Origin of the sequence: Methyloceanibacter sp. (assembly GCF_050726195.1) — a bacterium.
GTDB lineage: Bacteria > Pseudomonadota > Alphaproteobacteria > Rhizobiales > Methyloligellaceae > Methyloceanibacter.
Genome location: NZ_JBOHJC010000002.1, coordinates 44,676 through 67,516, shown reverse-complemented (window position 1 = coordinate 67,516; position 22,841 = coordinate 44,676). Strand labels below are relative to the sequence as shown.

20 protein-coding genes are annotated in these 22,841 nt (G+C 64.1%); 13 read left to right on the top strand and 7 right to left on the bottom strand.

Annotation, left to right across the window (positions count from 1 at the left end):
• Positions 1 to 49 precede the first annotated feature (49 nt).
• Positions 50 to 664 (top strand): DUF1236 domain-containing protein, encoded by a 615-nt coding sequence (locus ACRECX_RS01680; protein WP_431557080.1) that lies wholly within the window; start codon positions 50 to 52, stop codon positions 662 to 664.
• Positions 665 to 676: 12 nt separating this feature from the next.
• Here the strand turns inward: ACRECX_RS01680 and ACRECX_RS01675 are convergent, their stop codons facing one another.
• Entirely contained in the window at positions 677 to 1,621 is a 945-nt protein-coding gene (locus ACRECX_RS01675) for a hypothetical protein (RefSeq protein WP_431557079.1), read from the bottom strand.
• A 519-nt stretch (positions 1,622 to 2,140) separates the two neighbouring features.
• Between ACRECX_RS01675 and ACRECX_RS01670 the strand changes: the two genes are divergently transcribed.
• The 4 genes from ACRECX_RS01670 (at position 2,141) to ACRECX_RS01655 (ending at position 7,546) form a co-directional block, all read left to right on the top strand.
• On the top strand, positions 2,141 to 5,107 hold the full coding sequence (locus ACRECX_RS01670; RefSeq protein WP_431557078.1) for a carboxypeptidase M32: 2,967 nt from the start codon (positions 2,141 to 2,143) through the stop codon (positions 5,105 to 5,107).
• A gap of 298 nt (positions 5,108 to 5,405) precedes the next feature.
• Positions 5,406 to 6,230, top strand: coding sequence for a chromate resistance protein ChrB domain-containing protein (locus ACRECX_RS01665; RefSeq protein ID WP_431557077.1), 825 nt, complete (start codon positions 5,406 to 5,408; stop codon positions 6,228 to 6,230).
• A gap of 95 nt (positions 6,231 to 6,325) precedes the next feature.
• Entirely contained in the window at positions 6,326 to 7,069 is a 744-nt protein-coding gene (locus ACRECX_RS01660; RefSeq protein WP_431557076.1) for a sulfite exporter TauE/SafE family protein, read from the top strand.
• A gap of 150 nt (positions 7,070 to 7,219) precedes the next feature.
• On the top strand, positions 7,220 to 7,546 hold the full coding sequence (locus ACRECX_RS01655) for a hypothetical protein (protein WP_431557075.1): 327 nt from the start codon (positions 7,220 to 7,222) through the stop codon (positions 7,544 to 7,546).
• 22 nt (positions 7,547 to 7,568) lie between these two features.
• Here the strand turns inward: ACRECX_RS01655 and ACRECX_RS01650 are convergent, their stop codons facing one another.
• Together ACRECX_RS01650 and ACRECX_RS01645 are read right to left on the bottom strand one after the other, a co-directional pair.
• Entirely contained in the window at positions 7,569 to 8,513 is a 945-nt protein-coding gene (locus ACRECX_RS01650) for a D-alanyl-D-alanine carboxypeptidase family protein (protein ID WP_431557074.1), read from the bottom strand.
• Between the two features lie 209 nt (positions 8,514 to 8,722).
• On the bottom strand, positions 8,723 to 9,292 hold the full coding sequence (locus ACRECX_RS01645) for a copper-binding protein (RefSeq protein ID WP_431557073.1): 570 nt from the start codon (positions 9,290 to 9,292) through the stop codon (positions 8,723 to 8,725).
• 166 nt (positions 9,293 to 9,458) lie between these two features.
• Here ACRECX_RS01645 and ACRECX_RS01640 point away from each other — a divergent pair, with 166 nt between their 5' ends.
• Together ACRECX_RS01640 and ACRECX_RS01635 are read left to right on the top strand one after the other, a co-directional pair.
• Complete coding sequence (locus tag ACRECX_RS01640; RefSeq protein WP_431557072.1) at positions 9,459 to 9,767, top strand: MliC family protein; 309 nt, start codon at positions 9,459 to 9,461, stop codon at positions 9,765 to 9,767.
• Between the two features lie 139 nt (positions 9,768 to 9,906).
• Entirely contained in the window at positions 9,907 to 10,182 is a 276-nt protein-coding gene (locus tag ACRECX_RS01635) for a hypothetical protein (RefSeq protein WP_431557071.1), read from the top strand.
• A 64-nt stretch (positions 10,183 to 10,246) separates the two neighbouring features.
• Here the strand turns inward: ACRECX_RS01635 and ACRECX_RS01630 are convergent, their stop codons facing one another.
• From ACRECX_RS01630 to ACRECX_RS01615, 4 genes are all read right to left on the bottom strand, one after another.
• Positions 10,247 to 10,552, bottom strand: coding sequence for a hypothetical protein (locus ACRECX_RS01630; protein ID WP_431557070.1), 306 nt, complete (start codon positions 10,550 to 10,552; stop codon positions 10,247 to 10,249).
• 215 nt (positions 10,553 to 10,767) lie between these two features.
• The gene (locus tag ACRECX_RS01625) at positions 10,768 to 11,943 is read right to left on the bottom strand and encodes an iron-containing alcohol dehydrogenase (RefSeq protein WP_431557069.1); all 1,176 of its coding nucleotides are present in this window, start codon (positions 11,941 to 11,943) and stop codon (positions 10,768 to 10,770) included.
• A 21-nt stretch (positions 11,944 to 11,964) separates the two neighbouring features.
• Entirely contained in the window at positions 11,965 to 13,347 is a 1,383-nt protein-coding gene (locus tag ACRECX_RS01620) for an aldehyde dehydrogenase family protein (protein WP_431557068.1), read from the bottom strand.
• A 16-nt stretch (positions 13,348 to 13,363) separates the two neighbouring features.
• Entirely contained in the window at positions 13,364 to 14,734 is a 1,371-nt protein-coding gene (locus ACRECX_RS01615) for a glutamine synthetase family protein (protein ID WP_431557067.1), read from the bottom strand.
• Between the two features lie 388 nt (positions 14,735 to 15,122).
• Between ACRECX_RS01615 and ACRECX_RS01610 the strand changes: the two genes are divergently transcribed.
• The 6 genes from ACRECX_RS01610 to ACRECX_RS01585 all read left to right on the top strand — a co-directional run bounded on the left by ACRECX_RS01610 (position 15,123) and on the right by ACRECX_RS01585 (position 22,823).
• Complete coding sequence (locus ACRECX_RS01610) at positions 15,123 to 15,830, top strand: DnaJ domain-containing protein (protein ID WP_431557066.1); 708 nt, start codon at positions 15,123 to 15,125, stop codon at positions 15,828 to 15,830.
• 225 nt (positions 15,831 to 16,055) lie between these two features.
• The gene (locus ACRECX_RS01605; RefSeq protein ID WP_431557065.1) at positions 16,056 to 16,829 is read left to right on the top strand and encodes a hypothetical protein; all 774 of its coding nucleotides are present in this window, start codon (positions 16,056 to 16,058) and stop codon (positions 16,827 to 16,829) included.
• Positions 16,733 to 17,524: a L,D-transpeptidase family protein gene (locus ACRECX_RS01600; RefSeq protein WP_431557064.1), complete on the top strand. Its 792-nt coding sequence runs from the start codon at positions 16,733 to 16,735 to the stop codon at positions 17,522 to 17,524. The genes ACRECX_RS01605 and ACRECX_RS01600 overlap by 97 nt, the downstream gene beginning before the upstream one ends.
• Before the next feature lie 127 nt (positions 17,525 to 17,651).
• On the top strand, positions 17,652 to 17,990 hold the full coding sequence (locus ACRECX_RS01595) for a YARHG domain-containing protein (RefSeq protein ID WP_431557063.1): 339 nt from the start codon (positions 17,652 to 17,654) through the stop codon (positions 17,988 to 17,990).
• Positions 17,991 to 18,300: 310 nt separating this feature from the next.
• Complete coding sequence (locus tag ACRECX_RS01590) at positions 18,301 to 19,494, top strand: efflux RND transporter periplasmic adaptor subunit (protein WP_431557062.1); 1,194 nt, start codon at positions 18,301 to 18,303, stop codon at positions 19,492 to 19,494.
• Between the two features lie 5 nt (positions 19,495 to 19,499).
• Entirely contained in the window at positions 19,500 to 22,823 is a 3,324-nt protein-coding gene (locus tag ACRECX_RS01585) for an efflux RND transporter permease subunit (protein WP_431557061.1), read from the top strand.
• Positions 22,824 to 22,841: the final 18 nt, after the last annotated feature.

Genomic DNA, 22,841 nt, shown 5'->3' with positions numbered 1-22,841 from the left:
CAAAAAGTACCGCCGGAAACACCAAGGGGAGTGCAGTAGAATGAGACGCATGCCTGTAACGATTGGGTTTGCTTCGCTTCTCGCCGCGGCGCTCCTCGCCAGCCCGGCGTCGGCGGTGACCGCCTATTCGCCCACCGGACATCTCAATGTGCGGAGCGGGCCCGGCTTTCAATATCAGGTGGTCGGGCAGGTGCAGGCCAGCGTCCCGGCCCAGATCACCGGCTGCCTGTCGGACTATTCCTGGTGCGCCGTCGCCCTGCCGGGCGGCGTGACCGGCTGGGCCTCTGCTCCCTATCTCGTCACCAAGGCCACCGTCCCGCCCAAGAATCTCAAGGTCGCCGGAGCCCAGCTCGGCATCCCGGTGATCGTGCCGGCCAATACCGGCGCGCCCGTGGTCGCCACGCCGCCGGTCGGCGCCATGGTCGCCGTTCCGCAAACCGTGGTGGTACAGCCGATCATTCCGGCCCCCGCCGCTATCACCTATGTGACGCAGCAGAGGGTGGCGCCGGTGATCGTCAACGGCGAGGTGATGGTGGGCGCGGTGTTGCCAACGGCGGTCCCACTCTATGACGTGCCAACCTCGCGTTACGATTTTGCCTACGTCAACGGCCAACGGGTTCTGGTCGAACCGACGAGGAGGAGGATCATCTACGTCGTCAGGTAGGAAGCTACGGGGCTACTGCGCGGGCGGTTCGGCCGGCGTGAGGAAGCGATCGTAGATCCAGCCGGTCGTGGACGTCGCGGGATCGGTCACCTGGATCCATCTTTTGTCGCGCGCCGTCACACGGACCTTGAGGCCGCCTTGGGCGATCTTCACCGTCTCCGACGACTGCTCGGCCTTCGCGTGCATGTCGACGGCGGTCTTGGTCACCATCCACTCGCCGGTCCCTTGCGGCTCGTCAGCCGGGCTGCCCAAGGCCATCGCGCCGTCATGCGGCTTCGTCTCGCGCGGCGGCGCGATGCTCACGACCTTGACCTTGTTGACCGTCGGCGCGGAGCCGGTCTCGGCCGGCGATGACGGGTTGCGCTGCGGCGGGGGAGGTGGCGCCTCGGCGACAGGCACCGCCGCCTCGGCCTGTGCGATCTGTTTGGGCGCAACGCTCGCGATCGCCTCTGCCTGCGCGATCTGCTGAGGCGCGGTGCCGGTGGCGAAGGTCTTGGGATCAACCAGCGGATCGTCGACCGTCGCGACCTGGGGCGGGGCGATGCTCAGCGCCGTCGCGGAGTGCGCGAGAACGGTGCCATCCCCGGCAATGAGCTCGAGCCGCAAGTTCGCCGAGGCGGTCTGTGCCGGCAGTTGTAATCGCAAGTCGGCGAGCTCGTAGGGGCTCAAACTCCACCCGTTGTCGCCATAGGGCCGGCCCGCCGAGAACGAAGCGCCTTCGGGCAGGGCGGTGATGGCGACGACACTGCGTGCGGGAAGCGCCGCCGTCGCGTCGATGATGATCGGAAAGTCGATGGCGTTGCCGCCATTGGCGTCGATCCGGCCGGGCGCCGAGACGGCGACCTCCAAGGTAACTTGGTCTTGCGTCTTGCGCGCCACGACGGTCGTGGCCGGCGCCTCTCCGGCGCTCGTTTGCCCGGCCGGCGCAATCTCCTGGCCGGCGCGCGGGCGCATCATGTCTGGCCAAAGCTGAACGAAGAGGAGCGCCAAGGGAATCAGGGCAAGGACGGCGACGGCCGCGACCAGGGCATTTCTGGACAGGCCGGACCTCTTTTTGGCGACAGGAGCAGCCGCTGGAACCGGCGCTGGCAGTCGCGCCGCGCCAGCCCTTTTCCCTTGCGGCGGGGCGAAGCGCTGGCCCAAAGCCGCAACGGCGGCCCTCGCGGCGGTCGCTGCCGGTCTGTTCCCATCGCGGAGCGGCTCTTCGAAGCGCTCCAGTAACGTGGCAAGGTCCGGGGGCGAACCCGTTGATAAATCTGCTGGCGGCAATTCGCGAAGGGGCTTGCGGGGCGACTGCATTGACTTCTTCTGGCGTGCTAGGAAGGCCGTGCCATTTCGATCACTGTCAAGCAGATTAAACTCGAAAAAATGACAGGATTGTGTGCCTCCGGACCCGCCGGGCCGCGCTCGCAACCGGATGGCGCGTAGGCTAGAAATACGGCGGAAATTCCTGGTTCAAGGCACGCCCCCTCCAACATGCGGCCAATCCTCAGTCCTGCCGAGGCGCTTGGGCTTTCCGGCGCCACGCTCGAAGCCCGGATCAGGCGCGCGGCAAATCATGTGAGCGACGCCACTTTCGCGCGGATCGCCGAGCGTTTGCGCGCCGACGCGATCGCCAACGAGATGATCTACGAGCATGAGGGGGTGCAGGAGCCGGTCCGCCTCATGCTCCGCCCGCTGCTCGTCATGCAGGAGCAGCTGAGCTATGTCCACCACGTTTGCCTCCAGCTGATCGAGGCGCTGAAGCGCCTGCCGGACCTCTATCTGCAAGACGAGACGATCAGGAGGATCGTGGCCGTCACGCCGGACGAGGAGCGGTGGGTTCGCGAGACCTGGACCAAGGATCACTCGCGCGTCAATTCGATCTACGGCCGGCTCGATGCGGTGTGTGATTTTACCGGCGCCGGCTGGCAGGAATCGCTCCATTTCATGGAGCCCAACCTCACCGGCGTCGGCGGCATCCATTACGCTCCGGTCGCCGAGCAGATGGTCATGCGCGACATCGTGCCGACCCTGCTCGCGCACGATCCGGGCCTCGTCGTCGAGCTGCCGCGCGACCAGCGCGAGCTGTTCGTCCAAGTGCTGATCGATCACGCGCGCGCCATCGGCCGGGAGTCGTGCCAGCTCTGCTTCGTCGAACCGAAATACGTCCATGAGGGACCGGCCGAACAATCTGTATTGAGCGAGTTCCTGTCGCGGCAACACGGTCTCACCATCGCCCATGCCGATCCCCGCGAATTGCGCGTGGCGGGTGAGGAGGTATTCTACGAGGATGTGCGGATCGACGTCGCCTACCGCGATTATGAACTGCGCGAGCTGATCGCACTGGAAAAGGAGATCGGCCGGCCGCTCGATGCGATGCGGCTGTTGTTCCGGCAGAACCGGGTCGTGTCGTCGCTCGTGGGCGACTTCGACCACAAGAGCGCCTTCGAAATTCTGACCGACCCCGTGCTCGGCGAGCGCTATTTCGGCGCCGACGACCGCAGGCTGTTCCGGCGCCACGTGTTGTGGACGCGGCTCTTGGCTGATCGCCGCACGACCCTGCCGCATGACAAGGACGGCGACCTGCTCGACTATGCCCGCGGCAACCGCGAGCTGTTGGTGCTGAAGCCCAACCGCGCCTATGGCGGCACCGGGGTCATGCTTGGCGCCGCGACCGGGCAGGGGGAGTGGGAAAAGGCCTTGAACGATGCGGTTCTGAACGCGGATGACCCCGAGCAGTCATGGGTCGTGCAGACCGCGGCGCGTCTTCCCGTGCACGAGTTCCCCATTGTTGGTGCGAATGGGCGCGTCTTCGGCGAGCCGTTCTATGCGGTGATGGGCTTCGCCGCCACCGAGAATGGCCTCGGCACCGTCTGCCGCGTGTCTCAGAAGCAGGTCGTCAACGTCGCGCAACGCGGCGGTCTCGCGGCAGTGTTGGAGGCGGAGGTGCCGGCCGAACTGCGCATTCCGAAGCGTCCGGCAAGCCGCTCCAAGGATGCCGAGCAGGCGCTGCGCGCGCAAATCTCGGAATTGCTCCACCTCGACCAGACGATCGCGCTCCTCGGTTGGGACGAGGAAACGATGCTGCCGCCGGCGGGACGGGCGGAACGCGGGGGGCAGCTTGCCACCCTCGAAGGCATTCGCCACGCGCTGTTAGTGTCGGACCGGCTCGGCGATCTCGTCGAGGAGGTCGCCGCGCAGTCGGAAGGAAACGAGCGGCTTACGCGCGAGCTTTATTTGCTGCGGCGCTTGCGGCGTCAAGCGCTCGCGCTGCCTGAAGACCTCGTGCGCCACTTCGCCAATGCCAGATCGCTGGCGCTTGGCGCCTGGGAAGAGGCACGTGTGCGGGATTTCTATGCGGTCTTCGCCCCGTCCTTCGAGCGGCTTGTTGCGCTGGTGCGCGAGCGGGCGCAGGCGCTTGCGGGCGGGGGCGACGCCTACGACGCTTTGCTCGACGAGCACGAGCCAGGCATGAGCGGCTCGCGTCTCGATCTTGTGCTGGACGAAGTGCGCAACGCACTGGTGCCGCTGGTGCGCGGGGCCAATCCGCCTCCCGATGGAACTCTGCACGGACGCACATTCGCCACGGCTGCCCAGTGGGAGCTCAGCCGGCAATTTCTGACGGCAATGGGCTTTGCCTTCGAGCGCGGCCGGCTCGACCGCTCGACACACCCGTTTTCACTCCTTGCCGGTAACGACGACGTGCGCCTGACGATCCGCGTCGATGAGAGCGATATCTCGGAAGCGGTGCTTGCGGCTCTGCATGAGGGCGGACACGGGCTCTACGATCAGGGCTTCGATCCCGTCGATCGCGACACGCTGCTGGCCGAGGCGCCGAGCATGGGCATGCAGGAATGCCAGGCGCGGTTGTGGGAGAACCATGTCGGGCGCAGCCGTGCCTTCTGGGAGTATGCGCTGCCGAGCTTGCAGAAGCTGTTCCCGCAGGCTGTGGACGGGCTCGACGCGGAGCCGTTCTATCGGAGCGTCAACCTGGTGCGGCCCGGGGCGATCCGGGTGGCGGCCGACGAGGTCTCGTATCACCTGCATATCGTGCTGCGGTATGAGCTGGAGATTGCGCTGATCTCCGGCGCGCTCGGCGTTGGCGACCTTCCGCAGGCCTGGAACGAGCGCAGCACGTCATTGATCGGGGCTACGCCCGCATCGGATCGGGAAGGCGTGCTCCAGGATGTGCATTGGTCGCTCGGCATGTTCGGATATTTTCCGACCTATACCTTGGGCAGCCTGTATGCGGCGCAGCTCGCCGAGGCCTATGCCCGTGAGCATCCCTTGGCGGACGAGATTCGCCGTGGTGAATTCGGCGGCCTGCTCGGCTGGCTGCGCACCAATATTCATCGCGTGGGTCAGCGTCTTTCTGCCGAGCAAATCATGGAAAAGGCAACCGGCAAGCGGCTCGACACGGGCTCCTTCTTCCGGCACCTCGCGGCAAAGCACCTGTCATAACGAAGGCGGTTGCGCTCGTTCGCCTCTGCCCGGAGAAGGAAAGCCCGCGTGAGAAATAATCCGCCCGCTCCGTGACTTCGAGCATGCGCATTGCGCGCACTTCAGATGCTGCGCAACAAGCACATCGAGACCCCCCAGAAGAAGCATGACAATATTGCGATTTGAAGCAGCGGGCGGCCAGCGCGCTTGACACTCCCACGTTTGGTGCTGCCTACTCGGGCTCTGGGGACCCGCGATCTCCCCACGAGGCGCAAGGCCGAAGCATCGCGTTCCGCTCGACCGAGAGAAAGGGACGCCCATGCCAGCGCCAAACACGATTACCGTCGACAAGCTGGCCCGCCTCGTCGGCACACCGAAGTGCCCGGTGCTCATCGACGTGCGGACGGAAGACGCTTTCAACGTCGATCCGCATCTTATCCCGTCGGCGATGCGATGCGAGCCCGGCGAGGCGAGCGCCTGGGTCAGACTCCTGAACGGACGATCCGCCATCGCGCTCGGTCGAAGTGGCCTAGAGCTTAGCCAAGGGACGGCGGCACATCTGCGCCATGAGGGAATTCCCGCCGAAGTCTTGGAGGGCGGATTTCAGGCATGGCGCCAGGCGGGGTTGCCGGTGGTGCCGCAGGCGAAGATTCCGCCGCGCGATGCGCAAGGCCGTACTGTTTGGGTGACGCGGGTGCGCCCCAAGATCGACCGCATTGCCTGCCCGTGGCTGATTCGCCGTTTCATCGATCGCAGCGCTGTTTTCCTGTTTGTCGCTCCATCCGAGGTGATCGCCGTCGCAGAGCAATTCCGGGCCACGCCCTTCGATATCGAGAAAGTGTTCTGGAGCCATCGCGGAGAGACCTGCACGTTCGACACGATGATCGATGAGTTCGGGCTAAACACCGATCCGCTTCGTCGGCTCGCAGCCGTGGTGCGCGGAGCCGACACGGCGCGCTTGGATCTCGCGCCACAAGCGGCGGGGTTGCTTGCGGCATCGCTCGGCCTGTCCCGCATGTATGCCGACGATCTGGAGCAGCTCGAGGCGGGGATGCTCCTCTATGACGCGCTTTATCGCTGGTGCCGGGACGCGGCCGACGAGACGCATAACTGGCCGACCAACAAGCCAACGGCGCCAAAATGACGACGATGGCTTCGCCGAATGCTTCTGCCCAGGTGCAACCCCGCACGCTGGTTCGGCGTTAAAGCGGGCCCGCTCAACAACCGGAAAGATCCCACATGTGGGAAGATTTCATCTTGTTCGTCGCGGTGGGTTTCGCGGCGCAAATGGTCGATGGTGCCGTAGGCATGGCTTATGGCCTTTCGGGCACCAGCGTTCTCTTGAGCTTTGGCGTGCCGCCCGCCACGGCGAGCGCAAGTGTCCACGCTGCAGAGGTGTTCACAACGGGCATTTCCGGCGCGGCTCACTGGCGGCTCGGCAATGTCCAATGGGCGACGGTCAGGAAGCTGGCGGTTCCTGGCGTGATCGGGGGCGCGCTCGGTGCCTACGTGCTCACGGCCGTCCCGGTCGAGATCATCAAGCCCATCATCACGGGCTATCTCTTGCTCATGGGCGCCTGGATCGTTTTCAAGGCGTTTATCGGCGGTGCCAAGTCGAGCGAGCCACCCACCTGGGTTGGGCCTCTGGGCTTTGGCGGCGGTTTCCTTGACGCGGCCGGAGGCGGCGGCTGGGGCCCGATCGTCACGACGACGCTAATCGGCCAAGGCGCGAAGCCCCGCTATACAATCGGCTCGGTCAATGCCGCCGAGTTCTTCGTGACGCTCGTCATCTCACTGACGTTCCTAGGCACGATCGGACTTGAGCTTTGGCCGATCATTGCCGGTCTGATTGTTGGCGGCGCAATTGCTGCACCGATTGCCGCCTACATTGCAAAGACGATCCCGGATCGGCCGCTCATGATGCTTGTCGGCGTCGTCATCATCTTGCTCAGCCTGCGCGGGCTGCTCCAGGCGTTGAGCTAGGCGCTGGCCCGCGGATTCCTTCGCAAGTGTGTCCCCGCTGCAATTGATCCGCCGGCCCATCTCGTATAATAAGACGCGCTCAATCTCAGCCAGCGAGGGGGAACGGAAATGCGCTTTGGCGCCTGTGGGTGGCTTTTGGCCGGGTGTGTCGTGTTGATGTCGGGCGCGGCGTTCGGCGGCAATCTCTCGGCCTCGCTCAAGAACTATTACGCCGAATACGAGATCGTCCTGCAATGCCAGAGCCAAGCGCAGCTCAGCACCGCCGACGCCGACTTGGCCAAGGCGGCGATGGCCAAGATCGAGACGTACTACGTGAATAAGGACGCCTCGATCGACAAGGAGCACCTGTTGAAGCAGGCGGTGGCGGACAAGGATGAAGGCTTCCGCATCGTGACGCGGAGCGGCAAGTCCGACTTGCGGCCCTATTGCCGCATGTCGCTGAACGAGCTCCTGACGAAGGCCGAAGAGATCAACTGAGGCGGTCAACGGCAACAATGGTCTAACGGCAGGCGCTCGTGCCGCCGGGCGCCGCGATGGCGGCCGTGGCGGGATCGGCAAGCTGCGGAAAGTCCCGCGGCAGCGCGGCGATGATGGCGCGCATGTCGTCGTAGCGTGCAGCGTTGCGCTTGCTGCCGAGCACGACGGTGACGATGGTTTCCCCGTTCGGCGCCCTCCAGCCGGCAATGAGATGATACATGTTCTTGCCGACATGGGAGCCCGTCTTGGCGCCGAGAATACCGTCCTCGCCAAGGATCTCGATAGTGCTGTCGAGCGTCACGGTGCGTGCCTGGGGCCCGCCGATGGTGAGGCTCCGTCGGGGACAGGCCCAGTAGGGCAGAATCCTCCGATCGCGAAACACCGTCTGCCCGATCAACCCAAAGTCGCGCGCGGTCGAGACATTTGACGCCGACAGGCCATAAGGATCGGCGAACTGCGTGCGCTTGGCGCCGAGGCTGGCGGCGGCGGCGCGCATGTCCTGGACGAAGCGAGCGATGGGATCGCCTTTCTTGTTCTCCTGCGCGAGGAGAGCGCGGCCGACATGATCGGCGATGGCGACTGAGGCGTCGTTGCCGGACATGAGCAGGGTGCCGTAGAGCAAGTCCGCCAACGTCCAGACGTCGCCACGGCGCAAGCCCGCCGACGATCCCGGTCTGATATGCGCCTGGGTGACGGTGACGGTGTCCGTGAGCTGGCCGCTGGTGCGCTCGACCAGGACATAGGCGGTGATCAGCTTGGTGAGGCTGAGGATGTGGTAGGCCTTGTCCGCGTTCTTTTCGTAGAGGGATTGAGCTGTGTCGGCGTTGACGACATAGACCGAGGCGGCCGTCACATTGGGTGGGGCGAGGGGCTTCCCCAATGCTGGAGCGCCGGCCGGCAGGATTGCCGCCATCACGCCGCCAAGGATCGCGGCCCAGGGGAGGAGCTTGCGCTTCGGGGAGGTCATCTCAAAACCATAGCGGAAGGTCTACATGGAACGCCACCCGCCAAACTTGTCCCACCTCCCGCGGGGACGTTATTTCGTCCCTCCCCCGCAAGAAGGGGAGAGATGAGACGATGTGCCCGCTCCATGAAGCGGAGCGGGCAGCGATCCAAAGGCGTCGGGACCGTTACGCCGGAAACGATCGGCGCAGCGATTTCGCGGCAGTCCGGCGGCTAACCATCGTCGCCGTCATCGTCATCGTCATCATTATCATCATCGTCGTCGTCGTCATCGTCATCGTCCGCCTTTTCGGCGGCGGCGGCAGGCGCGGGCGCGGCAGCCGAGTCGTCCGCATCGGCCGACTCGACGATGATCTTGCCGACGACGCCGCGCTCCATCAATCCCTTGGAGCCAAACTCGTAAGTGCCGGGCCGGACGGCGACGAAGAACACCTCGGCCTCGCCGCCGTTCTCGAACTCGAGCTCGTCGAAGGTGACGGCTTTGATCTCGACTTCACCCACTTCGATCTTGCGGATCCAAACGTTGCGGACGAAGGCTGGCGCGACAAAGGCATACTCCGTCAGGTCTGAGGCCTTGATTTTCCAGCGGTAGCCTTGGCCGACTTTGAGCCGGTATTCCATCGGGGCCATCTTGGAGCCGTCGCCGTCGATGCCGAAAACGAGAGGCTCCAGGCGCTTCAGGCCGTGGACCGATGGATCCAAGATCTGGGCTTGGGCCGGATGCCCCAAGCCGAAGAGCGTGACGGCCAGCGCAGCGAGTGCTGCAAGGATAAGTCTTGGCATTTGTGTTTCTTCCCTGGTTTGAGGCTTACAATGGGCCGCGATGTTAGGCGTTCTCGTCGCGACAGACTAAGAGAGAATTGGCAGTCTTTTGTGCCAGAATGGCTAATTTGGTTGCCACGACGCGGCAGGGTCAAGACAGGAGAGCGGCATGGAAAGACGGTCGAACTTGGCCTTGTTTATCATCTTTTGGATCGGGCTTTCGACGGGGCTTGCGGCCGCCGAGACGCCGGTCGCCACGGCGGTCTTCAAGTGCAAGGAGGGCAAGTCCATCGAGGCGACCTTCTACGCCGACAAAGTCGACCTGAAGCTCAGCGATGGCCGCGCCATGACGGTGCCCCAGGCCATGTCCGCGTCGGGGGCGCGCTATGCCAACGCGGACGAGACCTTCGTGTTCTGGAACAAGGGCGATACGGCCTTCGTCACCGAAGGCAAGGACGGCAAGGAGACCTATTCGGGCTGCGTCACCGGCAGCTGACCGGCCTCAATTCTAGCAATGAAATGCAACATTATGCCCCTGTCGGAGCCGGTCGGCTCTTGCTAGTCTCCGGCCGAACTGCCGGGGACGGCCTGAGCTTTGGTGCCAGGCCGACTAATATGCGGAGAGAGTGCTTACCATGCCTATACGACTTCTTTCGTCTGTTTTCCTCGCGGTCGGGCTGACCGCGCTGTCATACCCGGCCGCCGCGGACTACAGCGCCGCGGTGAAGGGCGCTTGCAAGGGCGACTACAAGCGGTTCTGCGGCGTCTATGCGGTCAGCGATCCGGGCTTGCGCAAATGCATGGACCAGGCAGGCCAGAGCCTCTCCCTGAAATGCGTGAAGACGCTCGTGGATTCCGGAGAGGTCACCAAGGCGCGCGCGGTCCAGCGCTGGAAACAACCCATCAATTAGCTTCGGGCGGTATCGCTCTTCGCGCAACATGGCCGGCTCCTCGGCCATGTTGCACGCCCGGCCGTCACTCGGCGGGGGTCGGGTGGCCCTCCGCCTGCCGATGAGATGAACGGCATGCGGCCTCTGTGACCTGGGCGACCGCGGTCGCTGCGGCCACAGCCCGGGCCATGACAGCGCGAACGTTCTGGTGCCACGTCACCACGGCGATCAGCCGTTTCACGGCGTCGAGCTCTACTTGCAGATCCTTAAGCCTGCCGCCCTGTTCCTTTGTGATCTGCTCGAAGGACTCTTCGAACTGGACGTGAGCAGCCTTGATCTGCCGCCTCAGCTGATCGGCGCGGTCTTGGAGGTCGTCTCTGATGTCACGCATAACCTTCCCCCCGGTTCAACGGACCTTGCCACCACGAAGTGCCCCGCACGCGGGCTCTTCCGGTAGGAGGGAAACCATGTCCCCATATTCTTACGCCCATTATTATACCGTCGCTCCGTCCGTCAAAGGGTATTCGTGAGGCGGGGCGGGGCAGCGCAGTGACGCCCAAGGCGCCTCGTAACGAGCGAAGATTTGCATGTCCAAGCTCAGCGGACTTACGCCGCCGCGGCCAGATTCCCTGACAACGCCGCGTCGAACAGCTTTCGGCTCAGTTCTTTGGTGAGCGGAATGGGATTGCCGCCGGCGGTCGGATCGACGACGGCCATTTCGGCGATGACCTCGGCCTTGCCACCATCGATCTTGAGGCCGCTAAGGTCGTTGGGGGTCCCCGTAGCCATACGGAGGGCGAGCACTGCGTCGAGGAAACCGTCGAATCCGCCATCGATGCCAAGATAGCCCGCGAGCCGCTCGATCTTCGCCTCGATCGCCGGACGATTGAACACGAGCACATAGGGCATGAACACGCCGTTGGTCGTGCCGTGATGGGTGTGGTAGAGCGCGCCGACCGGGTGAGACAGGGCGTGGATGGCACCGAGGCCTTTCTGGAAGGCGGCCGCGCCCATCGCCGCGGCGCTCATCATGTGCGCGCGGGCCTCGAGGTCGTTTCCATTCTTCACCGCCTTGGGCAGGTTCTCGAACACCAGCCGCATGCCCTCGACCGCAATGCCATCGGCCATTGGGTGATAGCTCGGGGCGCAATAGGCCTCGAGGCAATGCGCAAGCGCGTCCATGCCGGTGCCGGCGGTGATGGCGGGCGGCATGCCTACGGTGAGCTCCGGGTCGCAAATCACGACGCGGGGCATCATCCTCGGGTGAAAGATCACCTTCTTGGTATGCGTAGCCTCCTGGGTGATCACGCCGGCGCGGCCGACTTCCGATCCGGTCCCCGCGGTGGTCGGCACGGCGACAACGGGCGCGATGGCGTCCGCATCGGCGCGCGTCCACCAATCGCCGATATCCTCGAAATCCCACAGCGGCCGGGTCTGCCCGGCCATGAAGGCGATGACCTTGCCGGTGTCGAGACCCGAGCCGCCGCCGAAGGCGACCACGCCGTCATGGTGGCCGGCGCGAAACGCGGCGATCCCCGCCTCGACGTTCGCATCCACCGGATTGGGCTGCACGTCTGCGAACATGGCGGCTGGAAGCCCGGCCTTCTCCAGGAGGCCGAGCGTCATTTCGGTGATCGGGAGCTTGGCAAGACCGGCATCGGTAACGAGCAGAGGGCGGCTTATTCCTGCCGCCCGGCAAGCCTCGGCGAGTTCTTTGATACGGCCGGGACCTAACCTGACAGCGGTCGGGTAGCTCCAATTGGCGGTGGGTGCATTGCTCATGGGCGTTTCCAGTGCGGCCGGTCAGACGTCACGCAGGTGATAGCTCTTAGGCTGGGTCAAAGTGTCGAAGCCGAATTTCGACAAGGTGACGCCGCGTCCGGTATCCTTGACGCCGGTCCAGACCAGATACGGGTCGAGATAATCGCAGCGATTCATAAAGACCGTGCCGGTCTCGATGCGGCTGCCAAGCTCTGCGGCGCGTTCCATGTCGCGCGTCCAAATAGACGCGGTGAGCCCATAGGGGCTGTCATTCATGAGCGTTATCGCCTCATCGTCGTCGCGCACCTTCATGATGCCGACGACCGGACCGAAACTTTCCTCCCGCATCACCTCCATCTGGTGATTGACGTCGACCAGTACTTCGGGCGCGAGATACGGCGAACCGGACTTGTCGCCGTCCACGTTCATGTTGATGAGTGCGGTCGCGCCCTTTCTCCGCGCCTCGGCGACTTGAGCACGCACCGTGTCAGCGAAGGTGCTGCGCGCCATGGGCCCGAGAGTCGTCGACTGGTCAAGCGGATTGCCGACCACATATTTCCGGGTGAGGTCGGCAAAGCCCTCGACGAAATCGTCGTAAACCGCCGCATCGACATAGATGCGCTCGATGCCGCAGCAGCATTGACCGGAATTGTAGAACGTCCCGTCGACCAGATTCTCGATGGCATGATCGAGCTTGGCGTCGGCGCGCACATAGGCCGGATCTTTCCCGCCGAGCTCGAGACCCAGGGAAGCGAAGGTGCCGGCCGCCGCGCGCTCGATGGCGCGGCCTCCGGCCACTGAGCCCGTGAAGTTTATGTGGTCGACACGACCCGATCCAATCAGCTTCTCGGTCTGCTCATGGGACATGACGAGATTGTGGAACAGACCCTTGGGCAGGCCGGCGCGCTTGAAGGCCTCGGCGAAGCGCTCGCCGACGAGCAAGGTCTGGGCGGCATGCTTGAGGATGACCGCGTTGCCCGCGAGCAGGGCCGGGACGATCGTGTTGATGGAGGTGAGATACGGGTAGTTCCATGGGGCTATGACCAGCACGATGCCGAGCGGCTCGCGGGCGATATACCGGCGAAAGCCTTCTTTCTCCGGCGGGAAGTAGGGCTTGAGCGCCTCCTCCGCCATCGCCACCACGGCGCGGATGCGCTCTTCGGCGCCGCCCTTCTCACCGCCATAGCGCACTGGCCTGCCCATCTGCCAGGCAAGTTCCGTGGTGATGTCGTCATTCATCGCCGACAGGGCGTCGAGGAAGGCGAGCATATAGCGGCCACGCTCGGCGACTGGCGTAGCCTTCCACTGGGGCATGGCGGCGCGGGCGGCAGAGATTGCGGCATCGATGGCGGCGTCGCCGGCAATTGGCCGCTCGGCATAGACCGAGCCGTCAATGGGGGAGATGATCTTCACGTTCGCTGACATCTTTGTGCCTCTCACCTCATGACCGTTCGAAACCGCGTTTCAACTCCCAGTCGGTGACGCGGCGATCATACTCGAATTGTTCCCACTCCGCGTTGTGAACGTAATGATCGATGACCTCGTCGCCAAAGGCGGCGCGCAACATCGCCGAACCGCGCATCAGCTTGGTCGCTTCACGAAGCGTCTTCGGCACCTCAGGCAGCGCCTCACCCCGATAGGCATCACCCACATAGGGGGCCTCGAGCGCCAATTTCTGTTCGATGCCGGCAAGACCGGCCGCGATCAGCGCGGCGAAGGCAAGATAGGGATTCAAATCGGCACCGCCGATGCGGCACTCGATGCGGATGCCCTTGGTGCCGGCGCCGCACAGGCGGAAACCGGACGTTCGATTGTCCAGCGACCAGATGGACTTGGTGGGCGCGAACGTGCCGGCCTGGAAGCGCTTGTAGGAATTGACATAGGGCGCAAGGAACCAGGTGATCTCGCGCGCGTAGGCAAGCTGTCCCGCCACGAAGTGGCGCATCAGCTCCGACATGCCGTGCTCGCCCTTGGGGTCGAGGAAGAGGGAGGATTTCCCGGCGGCGTCCCACAGCGAAGTGTGGATATGGCTCGATGAGCCGGCAAGGTCGTAGCGCCATTTGGCCATGAAGGTCACGGCCTTGCCGAGCCCATGGGCGATTTCCTTGCAGCCATTCTTCAGGACGACGTGCCAATCGGCCATGGTGAGCGGATCGGCGTAGCGGACATTGACCTCTTCTTGCCCCGGCCCCCATTCGCCTTTCGAGTTCTCGACCGGGATGCCGGCGCCTTGCAAACCGTTGCGGATGGCCCGCATCACTTCCTCTTCCTTGGTGGTCTGGAAGACGTGGTAGTCCTGAATGTAGCTGCCCGTGGTCTTGAGATTATTCCAGCCTTTGGCCTGCGCCGTCTCATAGGTCTCGTCGAACAGATAGAACTCGAGCTCCGACGCCATGCGGGCAGACATCTTCATGCCGGCGAGGCGTGCAATCTGCTTTCGCAGCATGGTACGTGGACTATGCGCGAGCGGCTCGTGATGGTGGTGGTCGAGCACATCGCACAGCACGAGCGCCGTAGCCGGAAGCCACGGGATGCGCCGGAGGGTCGAGAGATCCGGCTTCATGATGAAATCGCCGTATCCTCGCTCCCAGTTGGCGACCGCATAGCCCGGTACCGGTTCCATATCGATGTCGTTGGCAAGCAAATAGTCGCAGCCGTGCGTTTCCTCATAGGCGCCGTTGAGAAAAAACTCGGCGTGAAAGCGCTTGCCGACGAGCCTGCCTTGCATGTCGGGAAAGCAGGCCACTACCGTGTCGATATCGCCACGGTCGGCTTCCGCCCGCAGCTCCTGCAACGTCATTGTGCCGGTCATGGCAGACTTCGGTTTTTGGACGGTTCAGAGACGACGCGGCCGGTGGCAGGTGCGAGCGATGCCTGCAACGAGTCGAACGTGCGAGTGCGGCCACCCAAGGAGTGGAAGTAACGCATGTGTGGCCCGTCTCCCTCTGGTGTCGCCAGTTCGTGCCTCAAGCCCAACCCGCTTAGCCGATTGGGCGCGGTCGCTGCATTCTTTACCGCAATTCTCGATCAAGGCTAGAGGGCAGATCCAGCACACTGGGAAGGAGCGCGGTCCGCCAGGGGAACGGCCTTGCCATTAGCAGGACACAAACCGAGGCCATGAAAGAGTCGTGGACTGGCGGGGGCCGCCCCGGGTGGGAGGGGGCGGAGGGCAGGTCCCTAGGCTGCGGCGGGGGAATCCGTTGAATGACCTCTATCAAATACTGGGCGTGAAGCCTGCGGCACCCCGAAAGGACATCCATAAGGCCTACCGGCGCAAGGCCAAGTCCGCGCATCCCGATACCGGCGGCTCCGTCGAGGCCTTCAACGAGCTGGTCGTGGCCTATGCCGTCCTGTCCGACCCGAAGCGCCGTAGACGCTACGACGAGACGGGGGAGATCGACCCGCCACGCCCCGACAATTTCGACGGCGGCGCCATCGAGATTATCGCCGAGAAGCTCGGCCTCGTGATCCATGCGGAGCACGACCTATCGTCCATGGACGTCGGCGCCCTAATCGAGCAGGCGATCCGCGACGACATCGCCGATCGGAAGGGAAGCGTTGTGCATCAAAAGCGGGCGGCCGAGCGGCTCGGGCGGTTGCGCGGCCGGGCGAGACGAAAGGCTAACGGCGAGGACAACCTCGTCGCGCGCGTGCTCGATTGGCACGGCCTAGCCATTCAGAACCGCATCAAGAAGCACGAGGAGTCGGTGCTTTTTCTCGAGCGGGCGCTTGAGATCCTGCAAGACTATTCATTCACCGACGACCTCGCCGTGGCACAGGCGGATGAGGTGACGGGGGCGTTGAACGACATCCTGGTCGCGCTCGACGAGCTGGCGGCAATCCTCAACACGAGCCCGGCGCGCGCCGACGCGATGCCGCGCGGCGCGGCCCCGACTGCATTCGGCTGACCAAAGTGGCGCCGAACCCCCTGACGATCAGGGTGGCCGAACCGAGCCGTCTCGCGTAAATTCCCGGCAGTCTCTTGGGGGTAGGGGATGCGCGGGGGTTTCCTGATCGCCGTCCTGTGTTGCATGGCCCAGGCCGCGAGCTTGGCGGGCGTTCTACCTGCACGTGCCGAGGATGCTCCCGCGCCTGAGGCAACTTCCACCGCGTCGGATGCACCAGCCGAGGGGTTGGCTGCCGCGCCTGCATCCCTGGCACCGGCGCAGTCCGAGACGGCGCCCCTTCCACCGCCGCATCCCGTGGTGGCGACCATCCGCGAAAAGCTGACCGGCCCGGACGCCGGCAAGGGCGCCGAGACGGACGATGTCGCCGCGCTCCGGGCATTTTACGGCGCGCGAACCGAGCCGCCGCTTTGGATCACGGAGATGGGCTTCTCGGCGCGCGGGCAGGAGGCCGTGGACGAGATCGGGAGAGCCGACGATTGGGGCCTCGACGCCAAGGCGTTCACATTGCCGGACGCCGGCGCCTTGCCTGCAAACGAAGCGGCACAGGCGGAGGCCGAGATCGCGCTCGGTCTCGCCATTCTGAAATATGCCCGCCTCGCGCGCGGCGGACGCTTCAAGCCAATTGAGATCAGCGAATTGCTAGACCAAGCGCCGCCGGTGCGCGACCCCAAGCAAGTGATCGCCGAAATCGGCGCGGCGGAGGCGCCCGGCGCCTATCTGCAATCGCTGCATCCCAGGCACGAGCAGTTCGGCCGCTTGCGCGCGGCGCTGCTGGCAGCCCGCGCAGAAGAGACCGCAAAGGACAAGACCGCCGAGCGCCGCATTGTCATCAATATGGAGCGCTGGCGGTGGATGCCGGAAGACTTGGGTCGCTCTACGTCCAGCTCAACACGCCCGACTTCATGCTGTACCTGGTCAAGGACGGCAAGACGATCTTCACGGACAAGACTCTCGTGGGCACGATCGGCTATGCCACGCCGGTGTTTTCGGCCGACATGAAGACCATCGTATTCAATCCCGATTGGGTCGCGCCGCCATCGGTTCTAGAGGACAAGCTGCTGCCCGCGTTGCGCCGGAAGCATTACAACATTGTCAAGTCCAACAAGCTTCAGGTGAGCTATCAGGGGAAGGCTGTCGATCCGAGCAAGGTCGATTGGAACCGCGTGAACATTCATAACTTCACGTTCACCCAAAAGACAGGGCCGACCAACGTGCTCGGCAAGGCCAAGTTCCTCTATCCCAACAAGCACATTGTTTACATGCACGACACGCTTCCCTACCGGCGCAAGGTATTCAAGGAGAAGGTGCGCGCCATCGGCTACGGCTGCGTCCGCATGGAGGATCCGCAACGTTTCGCCGAGCTTCTCCTTGCCGAGGACAAGGAATGGCCGGCGAGCAAGGTCAAGGATTTGTGGGATAAGGGCGTCAACAGCGCCGTGACGTTGGACACGCCGCCGCCGGTGCACACCACTTATTTCACGGCCGTGGTGGACGAGGAGGGCGAGGTTGCGACCTTCGGCGATCTCTACGGGCTTGATCGCAAGATGGCGAGCGCCCTGTTCGGCGACACGGAAGGCTTTCCAGTTCCGCCGCCGGAGCCGAAGCAGTCGCAAGGATCGGTCGCCTCGGCGCCTTCCAGGCATTCGGGCGGGGGCAGCGGTATCGCGAGCTCGCTCGGCTTCATCGACGACTAGACAAGCCGCCACATCTTTCGTGCTCCCCGGGGCACGGCGGTACATGATAGATTGCCCCGCTTTGCGCGGTTCCCTTTAATGCTTGGAGGATTACATGGTGCTTGAGTCTTCGTCTTGCGGAGCTTGGGTGCGGAAAATTTGCGCGAGTGTCGCTGCCGGCGCGGCGATAGCGCTCGCGGTTGCCGCGACGCCGGCGCTGGCCAATTGCTACGAGTTGATCGGCTGCACCGACAAGGACTACTTCAAGCCTTATCATCTCAAACAGCTCGGCTGTCAGCCGCTGTGGGACGTGCGCAATACGATCTACAAGGAAAACGGGTACTGCTTCAAAACGGCGAAGGCCATCAAGTATTTCGGCAACGCCGGATGCCTGTACGACAATGCCGCGGATGTGCCGCTCAGCAATGTCGAGCGCCACAACATCTCTGCCATCACTAAGGTGGAACGGAGCAAAGGCTGCAACTAGCCGCGCTTCAGGTCAGGGCCGCCTAGCTCTTCAGGCCAGCGCTCGCGGAAAGCTGACTAGCCCTGCGACCCGCAGCGTGCATTAAGACTCTCATCCGTTTTCGCCCGAAGCCCGCTTGTCCCGCAATGGGCCTCGCCCTAACTCTCGGTCGCGGCTCAAAGTTGACATTTGGGTAGTTTCCAAGCCCTTCGGAGGCTGCTATCCGATTGAGCCCTGCGCCCAGAATTGGCGCAATTTCGCCGTCTCCCCCGGCTAAAGCGATTCCTGCAATCGTTCCGTCACGGGGGGATGGGGCACAAGCTTAACGGTCATGGTCAAGCGCCTATTCATCGCCGGCATAATCATCGCCCTGTTTCTGGGCGGGGTCGGCTACTTCAATCTCGTCTTCAAACCGCAGATGATCGCCGACTTCGTGTCGAAGATGGCGCCGCCCACGGCCACCGTGACGGCGGAACCCGCCAAACTCGAGACCTGGACCGACCGCGTTCGTTCGATCGGCACGCTCATCGCCATCGAGGGCGTGGAAGTAGCGCCCGAAGTCGGCGGCATTGTCAGCGAGTACTATTTCGACAGTGGCGAGGACGTGCAGAAGGGCGAGAAGCTCGTTCAGCTCGACATCTCCGTGGAGCTGGCCGATCTCAAGAACAACGAGGCCCTGCTGCAGGAGGCCGAGCTTCACTTGAAGCGGCAGGCCAGCCTCGTGAAGCGCGAGGTCACGTCCCAGGCGACGCTCGAATCGGCGATCGCCAAACGCGACTCCGCCGTCGCCGCCATGGAACGCATCGAGGCGTTGATCGCGCAGAAGACGATCCTGGCGCCGTTCTCCGGGCAGCTTGGCCTGCGGCGGGTGGAGAAGGGGCAATACGTGTCGCCGGGGCAGGCGCTGGTCTGGCTCCAGGCGCTCGATCCGATCTGGGTCGATTTCCCCGTGCCCGAGGGCGACGTCGGCAAGTTCAAGGTCGGCGCCAAGATCGAGCTGACCGTCGACACTTATGTCGGCCACGTGTTCGAGGGCATCGTCGAGGCGTTCGACGCGCGGCTCAGCAAGGACAGCCGCACCCTCATGGTGCGGGGCACGCTCAAGAACCCCGACCGTAAATTGCTGCCGGGCATGTTCGCGCAAGTGGCGGTGCTTGCCGGCTCGCCGAAGGAACTGGTCACGGTGCCGCGCACGGCGGTGACCTACAGCCTTTATGGCGACAGCGTTTGGGTGGTGAAGGAGACGGCGCCGGTGCCGGCCGAGAGCGAGGCGCCGGCGACCTCCGCCAAGCCGGTCGGAGCGGCGGTCGCCGCCGATGCGCCCGATCAGGAGACGAAACTCACTGTCGAACGCCGCTTCGTGCGCGTCGGCCCGACGCAACAGGGCCGGGTGGCCATCGTCGAGGGCGTCAAGGCCGGGGAACAGGTGGTGACCAGCGGCCAGCTCAAGCTACAGCCGGGAGCCACCGTCAAGATCGACAACGCCGATACCCTGAAGCCGCCGGCAGTGATGCCGAAGCAGTAAACGCGATGAGCTTCACCGATCTCTTCATCAAAAGGCCGGTGCTCGCCACCGTGGTCAGCCTGCTGATCCTTCTGGTCGGGGCGCAGGCCGGGTTCAAGCTGCCCATCAGGCAGTATCCCGAGCTGTCCAACACCACGATCACCATCGTCACGACCTATCCCGGCGCCAACGCCGACCTCATCCAGGGCTTCATCACCGTGCCCATCCAGCAGGCGGTGGCGAGCGCGGAGGGCATCGACACGCTGACCGCGACGTCGAACCAGAACGTGAGCACGGTGACGCTCAACCTGAAGCTCGACGCCGATCCTGACCGGGCGATGACCGACGTGCTGTCGAAGCTCGCCCAGGTGAAGGGCATCTTGCCCCGCGAGGCGAACGACTCGATCGTCACCAAGCAGACGGGGGAGGGGTACGCGCTGATGTACCTCTCCTTCAATTCGGAGGTGATGAGTTCGTCACAGATCAGCGACTATATCCAGCGCGTGGTGCAGCCCAAGCTGCAAACCATCAATGGGGTGGCCAATGCGGAGATGATGGGCGGCCAGGTGTTCTCCATGCGCATCTGGCTCGATCCGGACCGCATGGCGGCGCTGGGCGTGACGCCGCTCGATGTGCGCGAGGCGCTCACCGACAACAACTTCACCTCGGCGCCGGGTCAGGTGAAGGGCGACTTCACTCAGACCAATATCGACGCCAAGACTTCGCTCAGCAGTCCGGAGGCGTTCGGCCGGCTCGTGGTCCTCACGCGCGACGACTCGCTGGTGCGCTTGAGCGAAATCGCCGAGATCGAGCTTGGGCCGGAAAATGCCGATTCCTCGTCGGTGTTCGACGGACTGAAAGCCGTGTTCATCGGCGTCTATGCGACGCCGACGGCGAACCCGCTGACGGTCATCTCCGACGTACGGGAAGCGTTTCCCCAGATCCAAAAGGAGCTGCCGCCGGGGCTCGAGGCGGCCATCGCCTATGACGCCACCAATTTCATCCGCGCCTCCCTGTGGGAGGTGGTGAAGACGTTGGGCGAGGCGGCGATCATCGTCGTCGTCGTGATCTTCCTGTTTCTCGGCAATCTCCGGTCGACGGTGATCTCCATCGTCACTATTCCGCTGTCGCTGGTCGGCGTGCTCGCCATGCTGCTCGCGCTCGGCTACTCCATCAACCTGATGACTTTGCTTGCCCTCGTGCTGGCCATCGGGCTCGTGGTGGACGATGCCATCGTCGTGGTGGAGAACATCTACCGGCACATCGAGGAGGGTAAGCGGCCGTTCGAGGCGGCGCTGCTCGGCGCGCGCGAGATCGTCTATCCCGTGATCGCCATGACCATCACGCTCGCCGCGGTGTTCGCGCCGATCGCCTTCGTGTCGGGGCTGACCGGCGTCTTGTTCCGGGAATTCGCCTTCACGCTCGCCGGCGCGGTGATCGTGTCGGGCGTGATCGCGCTCACACTGTCGCCGATGATGTGCTCGAAGCTGCTGAAGTCGCAGGCGGAGGGCGGCGGCGCCGATCGGCTGACGGCATGGCTCGACCGCCGCTTCGAGGGGCTAAAGCAACGCTATCAGCGCCGCCTGCGCGGCACGCTGAACTATCGTCCCGTCACCGTGCTCGTGCTCATCGGCGTCATCGCGGCCTCAGGCCTCCTCTACATGACGACCCAACGGGAGCTGGCGCCGGAGGAAGACCAGGGCATCCTGTTCACCCTGGTCAAGACGCCGCAATACGGGAATCTCGACTACGTCGAGGACGCGACTCAACAGCTTTACCGCGTTTACAGCTCCGTGCCCGAGAGCGAGCACGTCTTCACCATCAACGGTGTCCCCGATATTCATCAGGCGTTTTCCGGCATGCTGCTCAAGCCGTGGGGCGAGCGGGAGCGTAATCAGAAACAAGTGCTCCAGGAGCTGTCGCCCCGGATCGAGGCGCTGGCGACGGCGCAGGCGATCTCGTTCTCGCCGCCGACTTTGCCTGGCTCTGTGGGCGGACCGCCGGTGCAATTCGTCATCACCACGACCCATGACTTCGAGCAGCTCGCCGAAGTGCTCGCCGACGTCGACAAGGCGGCCAAGGAGAGCGGGCTCTTCATCTTCTCCGACTCCGACCTCCGCTTCGAGACACCGCAGATCGAGTTCCAGATCGATCACGACAAGGCGAACCGGCTCGGCATCACCATGGCCGATGTTGGCAATTCGCTGGCGACCCTGCTCGGCGGCAACTACATCAATCTGTTCGATCTCTATGGCCGCAGCTATAGGGTGATCCCGCAAGTGCCGCGCGAGTTCAGGGACACGGCGGATTGGCTCACGCGCTACCAGATCCGCACGAGCTCCGGCGAGCTGGTGCAGCTGTCGAACGTCGCGACGGTGACGAAGACCGTGCAACCCAATTCGCTCACCAACTTTCAGCAGCTCAACTCCGCCATTTTGACGGCGGTGCCGTTCCCGGGTCGTACCGTCGGCGAGGCAATCGAGTTCCTCCAGAAAAAGGCGGCGGAGAGCTTCCCCGATGGGTTCTCCTACGACTGGCAGGGCGAGAGCCGGCAATTCGTGCAGGAGGGCAATACGCTCGTCTATACGTTCATCTTCGCGCTGGTGGTGATCTATCTCGTGCTCGCCGCGCAATATGAAAGCTTCCGCGATCCCATCATCATCCTGATCGCGCTGCCGACTGCGATCTTCGGCGCGCTGATCCCGCTCAACGCCGGGCTCGCCAGTATCAATATCTACACGCAGATCGGCCTCGTCACTCTGATCGGGCTGATCTCCAAGCACGGCATCCTCATGGTGGACTTTGCCAACAAGCTGCAGGAGGACGAAGGCTACACCCGCACCCAAGCGATCGAGCACGCGGCTGCTCTCAGGCTCAGGCCCATTCTCATGACCACGGCGGCAACGGTCGTCGCCATGGTGCCGCTTCTGATCGCCGGCGGTGCCGGCGCCGCGGCCCGGTTCAATATCGGCGTGGTCATCGCCGCCGGCATGACCATCGGCACCTTGTTCACCCTGTTCGTGACGCCGACGATCTACACCTATCTCGCCAGAGACCACGCCATGGCGAAGGCTAAGCTCGCGGCTCAAGCTGGAAGGCGGGCTCAGGAGGCTGTGCCTGCGCCCCCGGAGGGTCAGGCCGGCGAGGAGATCAAAGAGCTCGATGCCGAAGCCGAGACGGGGCTGCTGTTCCCGGCCGAGGCCGAGGACGCGCCCGCCAAGGGCCAGCTTTCGCCCGAGGCAAGGGCATTCGGCTCCGCCGCCGACGCCGCCTCCGCCGCCACCTCGCCGGGCAATAGCCGGCGGCGCGGCCAAGGGCGCGGCAAGGACCTGCCAGAGGCCGCCGAGTAGTCCCCCGCTCCACCGACC

Bases quoted from the DNA above. Each gene is read 5' to 3' on its own strand.
- ACRECX_RS01675 (WP_431557079.1), bottom strand. From the start codon at position 1,621: ATGATGCGCCCGCGCGCCGGCCAGGAGATTGCGCCGGCCGGGCAAACG.
- ACRECX_RS01680 (WP_431557080.1), top strand. From the start codon at position 50: ATGCCTGTAACGATTGGGTTTGCTTCGCTTCTCGCCGCGGCGCTCCTC.
- ACRECX_RS01615 (WP_431557067.1), bottom strand. From the start codon at position 14,734: ATGACCGGCACAATGACGTTGCAGGAGCTGCGGGCGGAAGCCGACCGT.
- ACRECX_RS01665 (WP_431557077.1), top strand. From the start codon at position 5,406: ATGCCAGCGCCAAACACGATTACCGTCGACAAGCTGGCCCGCCTCGTC.
- ACRECX_RS01620 (WP_431557068.1), bottom strand. From the start codon at position 13,347: ATGTCAGCGAACGTGAAGATCATCTCCCCCATTGACGGCTCGGTCTAT.
- ACRECX_RS01670 (WP_431557078.1), top strand. From the start codon at position 2,141: ATGCGGCCAATCCTCAGTCCTGCCGAGGCGCTTGGGCTTTCCGGCGCC.
- ACRECX_RS01585 (WP_431557061.1), top strand. From the start codon at position 19,500: ATGAGCTTCACCGATCTCTTCATCAAAAGGCCGGTGCTCGCCACCGTG.
- ACRECX_RS01660 (WP_431557076.1), top strand. From the start codon at position 6,326: ATGTGGGAAGATTTCATCTTGTTCGTCGCGGTGGGTTTCGCGGCGCAA.
- ACRECX_RS01590 (WP_431557062.1), top strand. From the start codon at position 18,301: ATGGTCAAGCGCCTATTCATCGCCGGCATAATCATCGCCCTGTTTCTG.
- ACRECX_RS01630 (WP_431557070.1), bottom strand. From the start codon at position 10,552: ATGCGTGACATCAGAGACGACCTCCAAGACCGCGCCGATCAGCTGAGG.
- ACRECX_RS01625 (WP_431557069.1), bottom strand. From the start codon at position 11,943: ATGAGCAATGCACCCACCGCCAATTGGAGCTACCCGACCGCTGTCAGG.
- ACRECX_RS01650 (WP_431557074.1), bottom strand. From the start codon at position 8,513: ATGACCTCCCCGAAGCGCAAGCTCCTCCCCTGGGCCGCGATCCTTGGC.
- ACRECX_RS01645 (WP_431557073.1), bottom strand. From the start codon at position 9,292: ATGCCAAGACTTATCCTTGCAGCACTCGCTGCGCTGGCCGTCACGCTC.
- ACRECX_RS01635 (WP_431557071.1), top strand. From the start codon at position 9,907: ATGCCTATACGACTTCTTTCGTCTGTTTTCCTCGCGGTCGGGCTGACC.
- ACRECX_RS01600 (WP_431557064.1), top strand. From the start codon at position 16,733: ATGCTGTACCTGGTCAAGGACGGCAAGACGATCTTCACGGACAAGACT.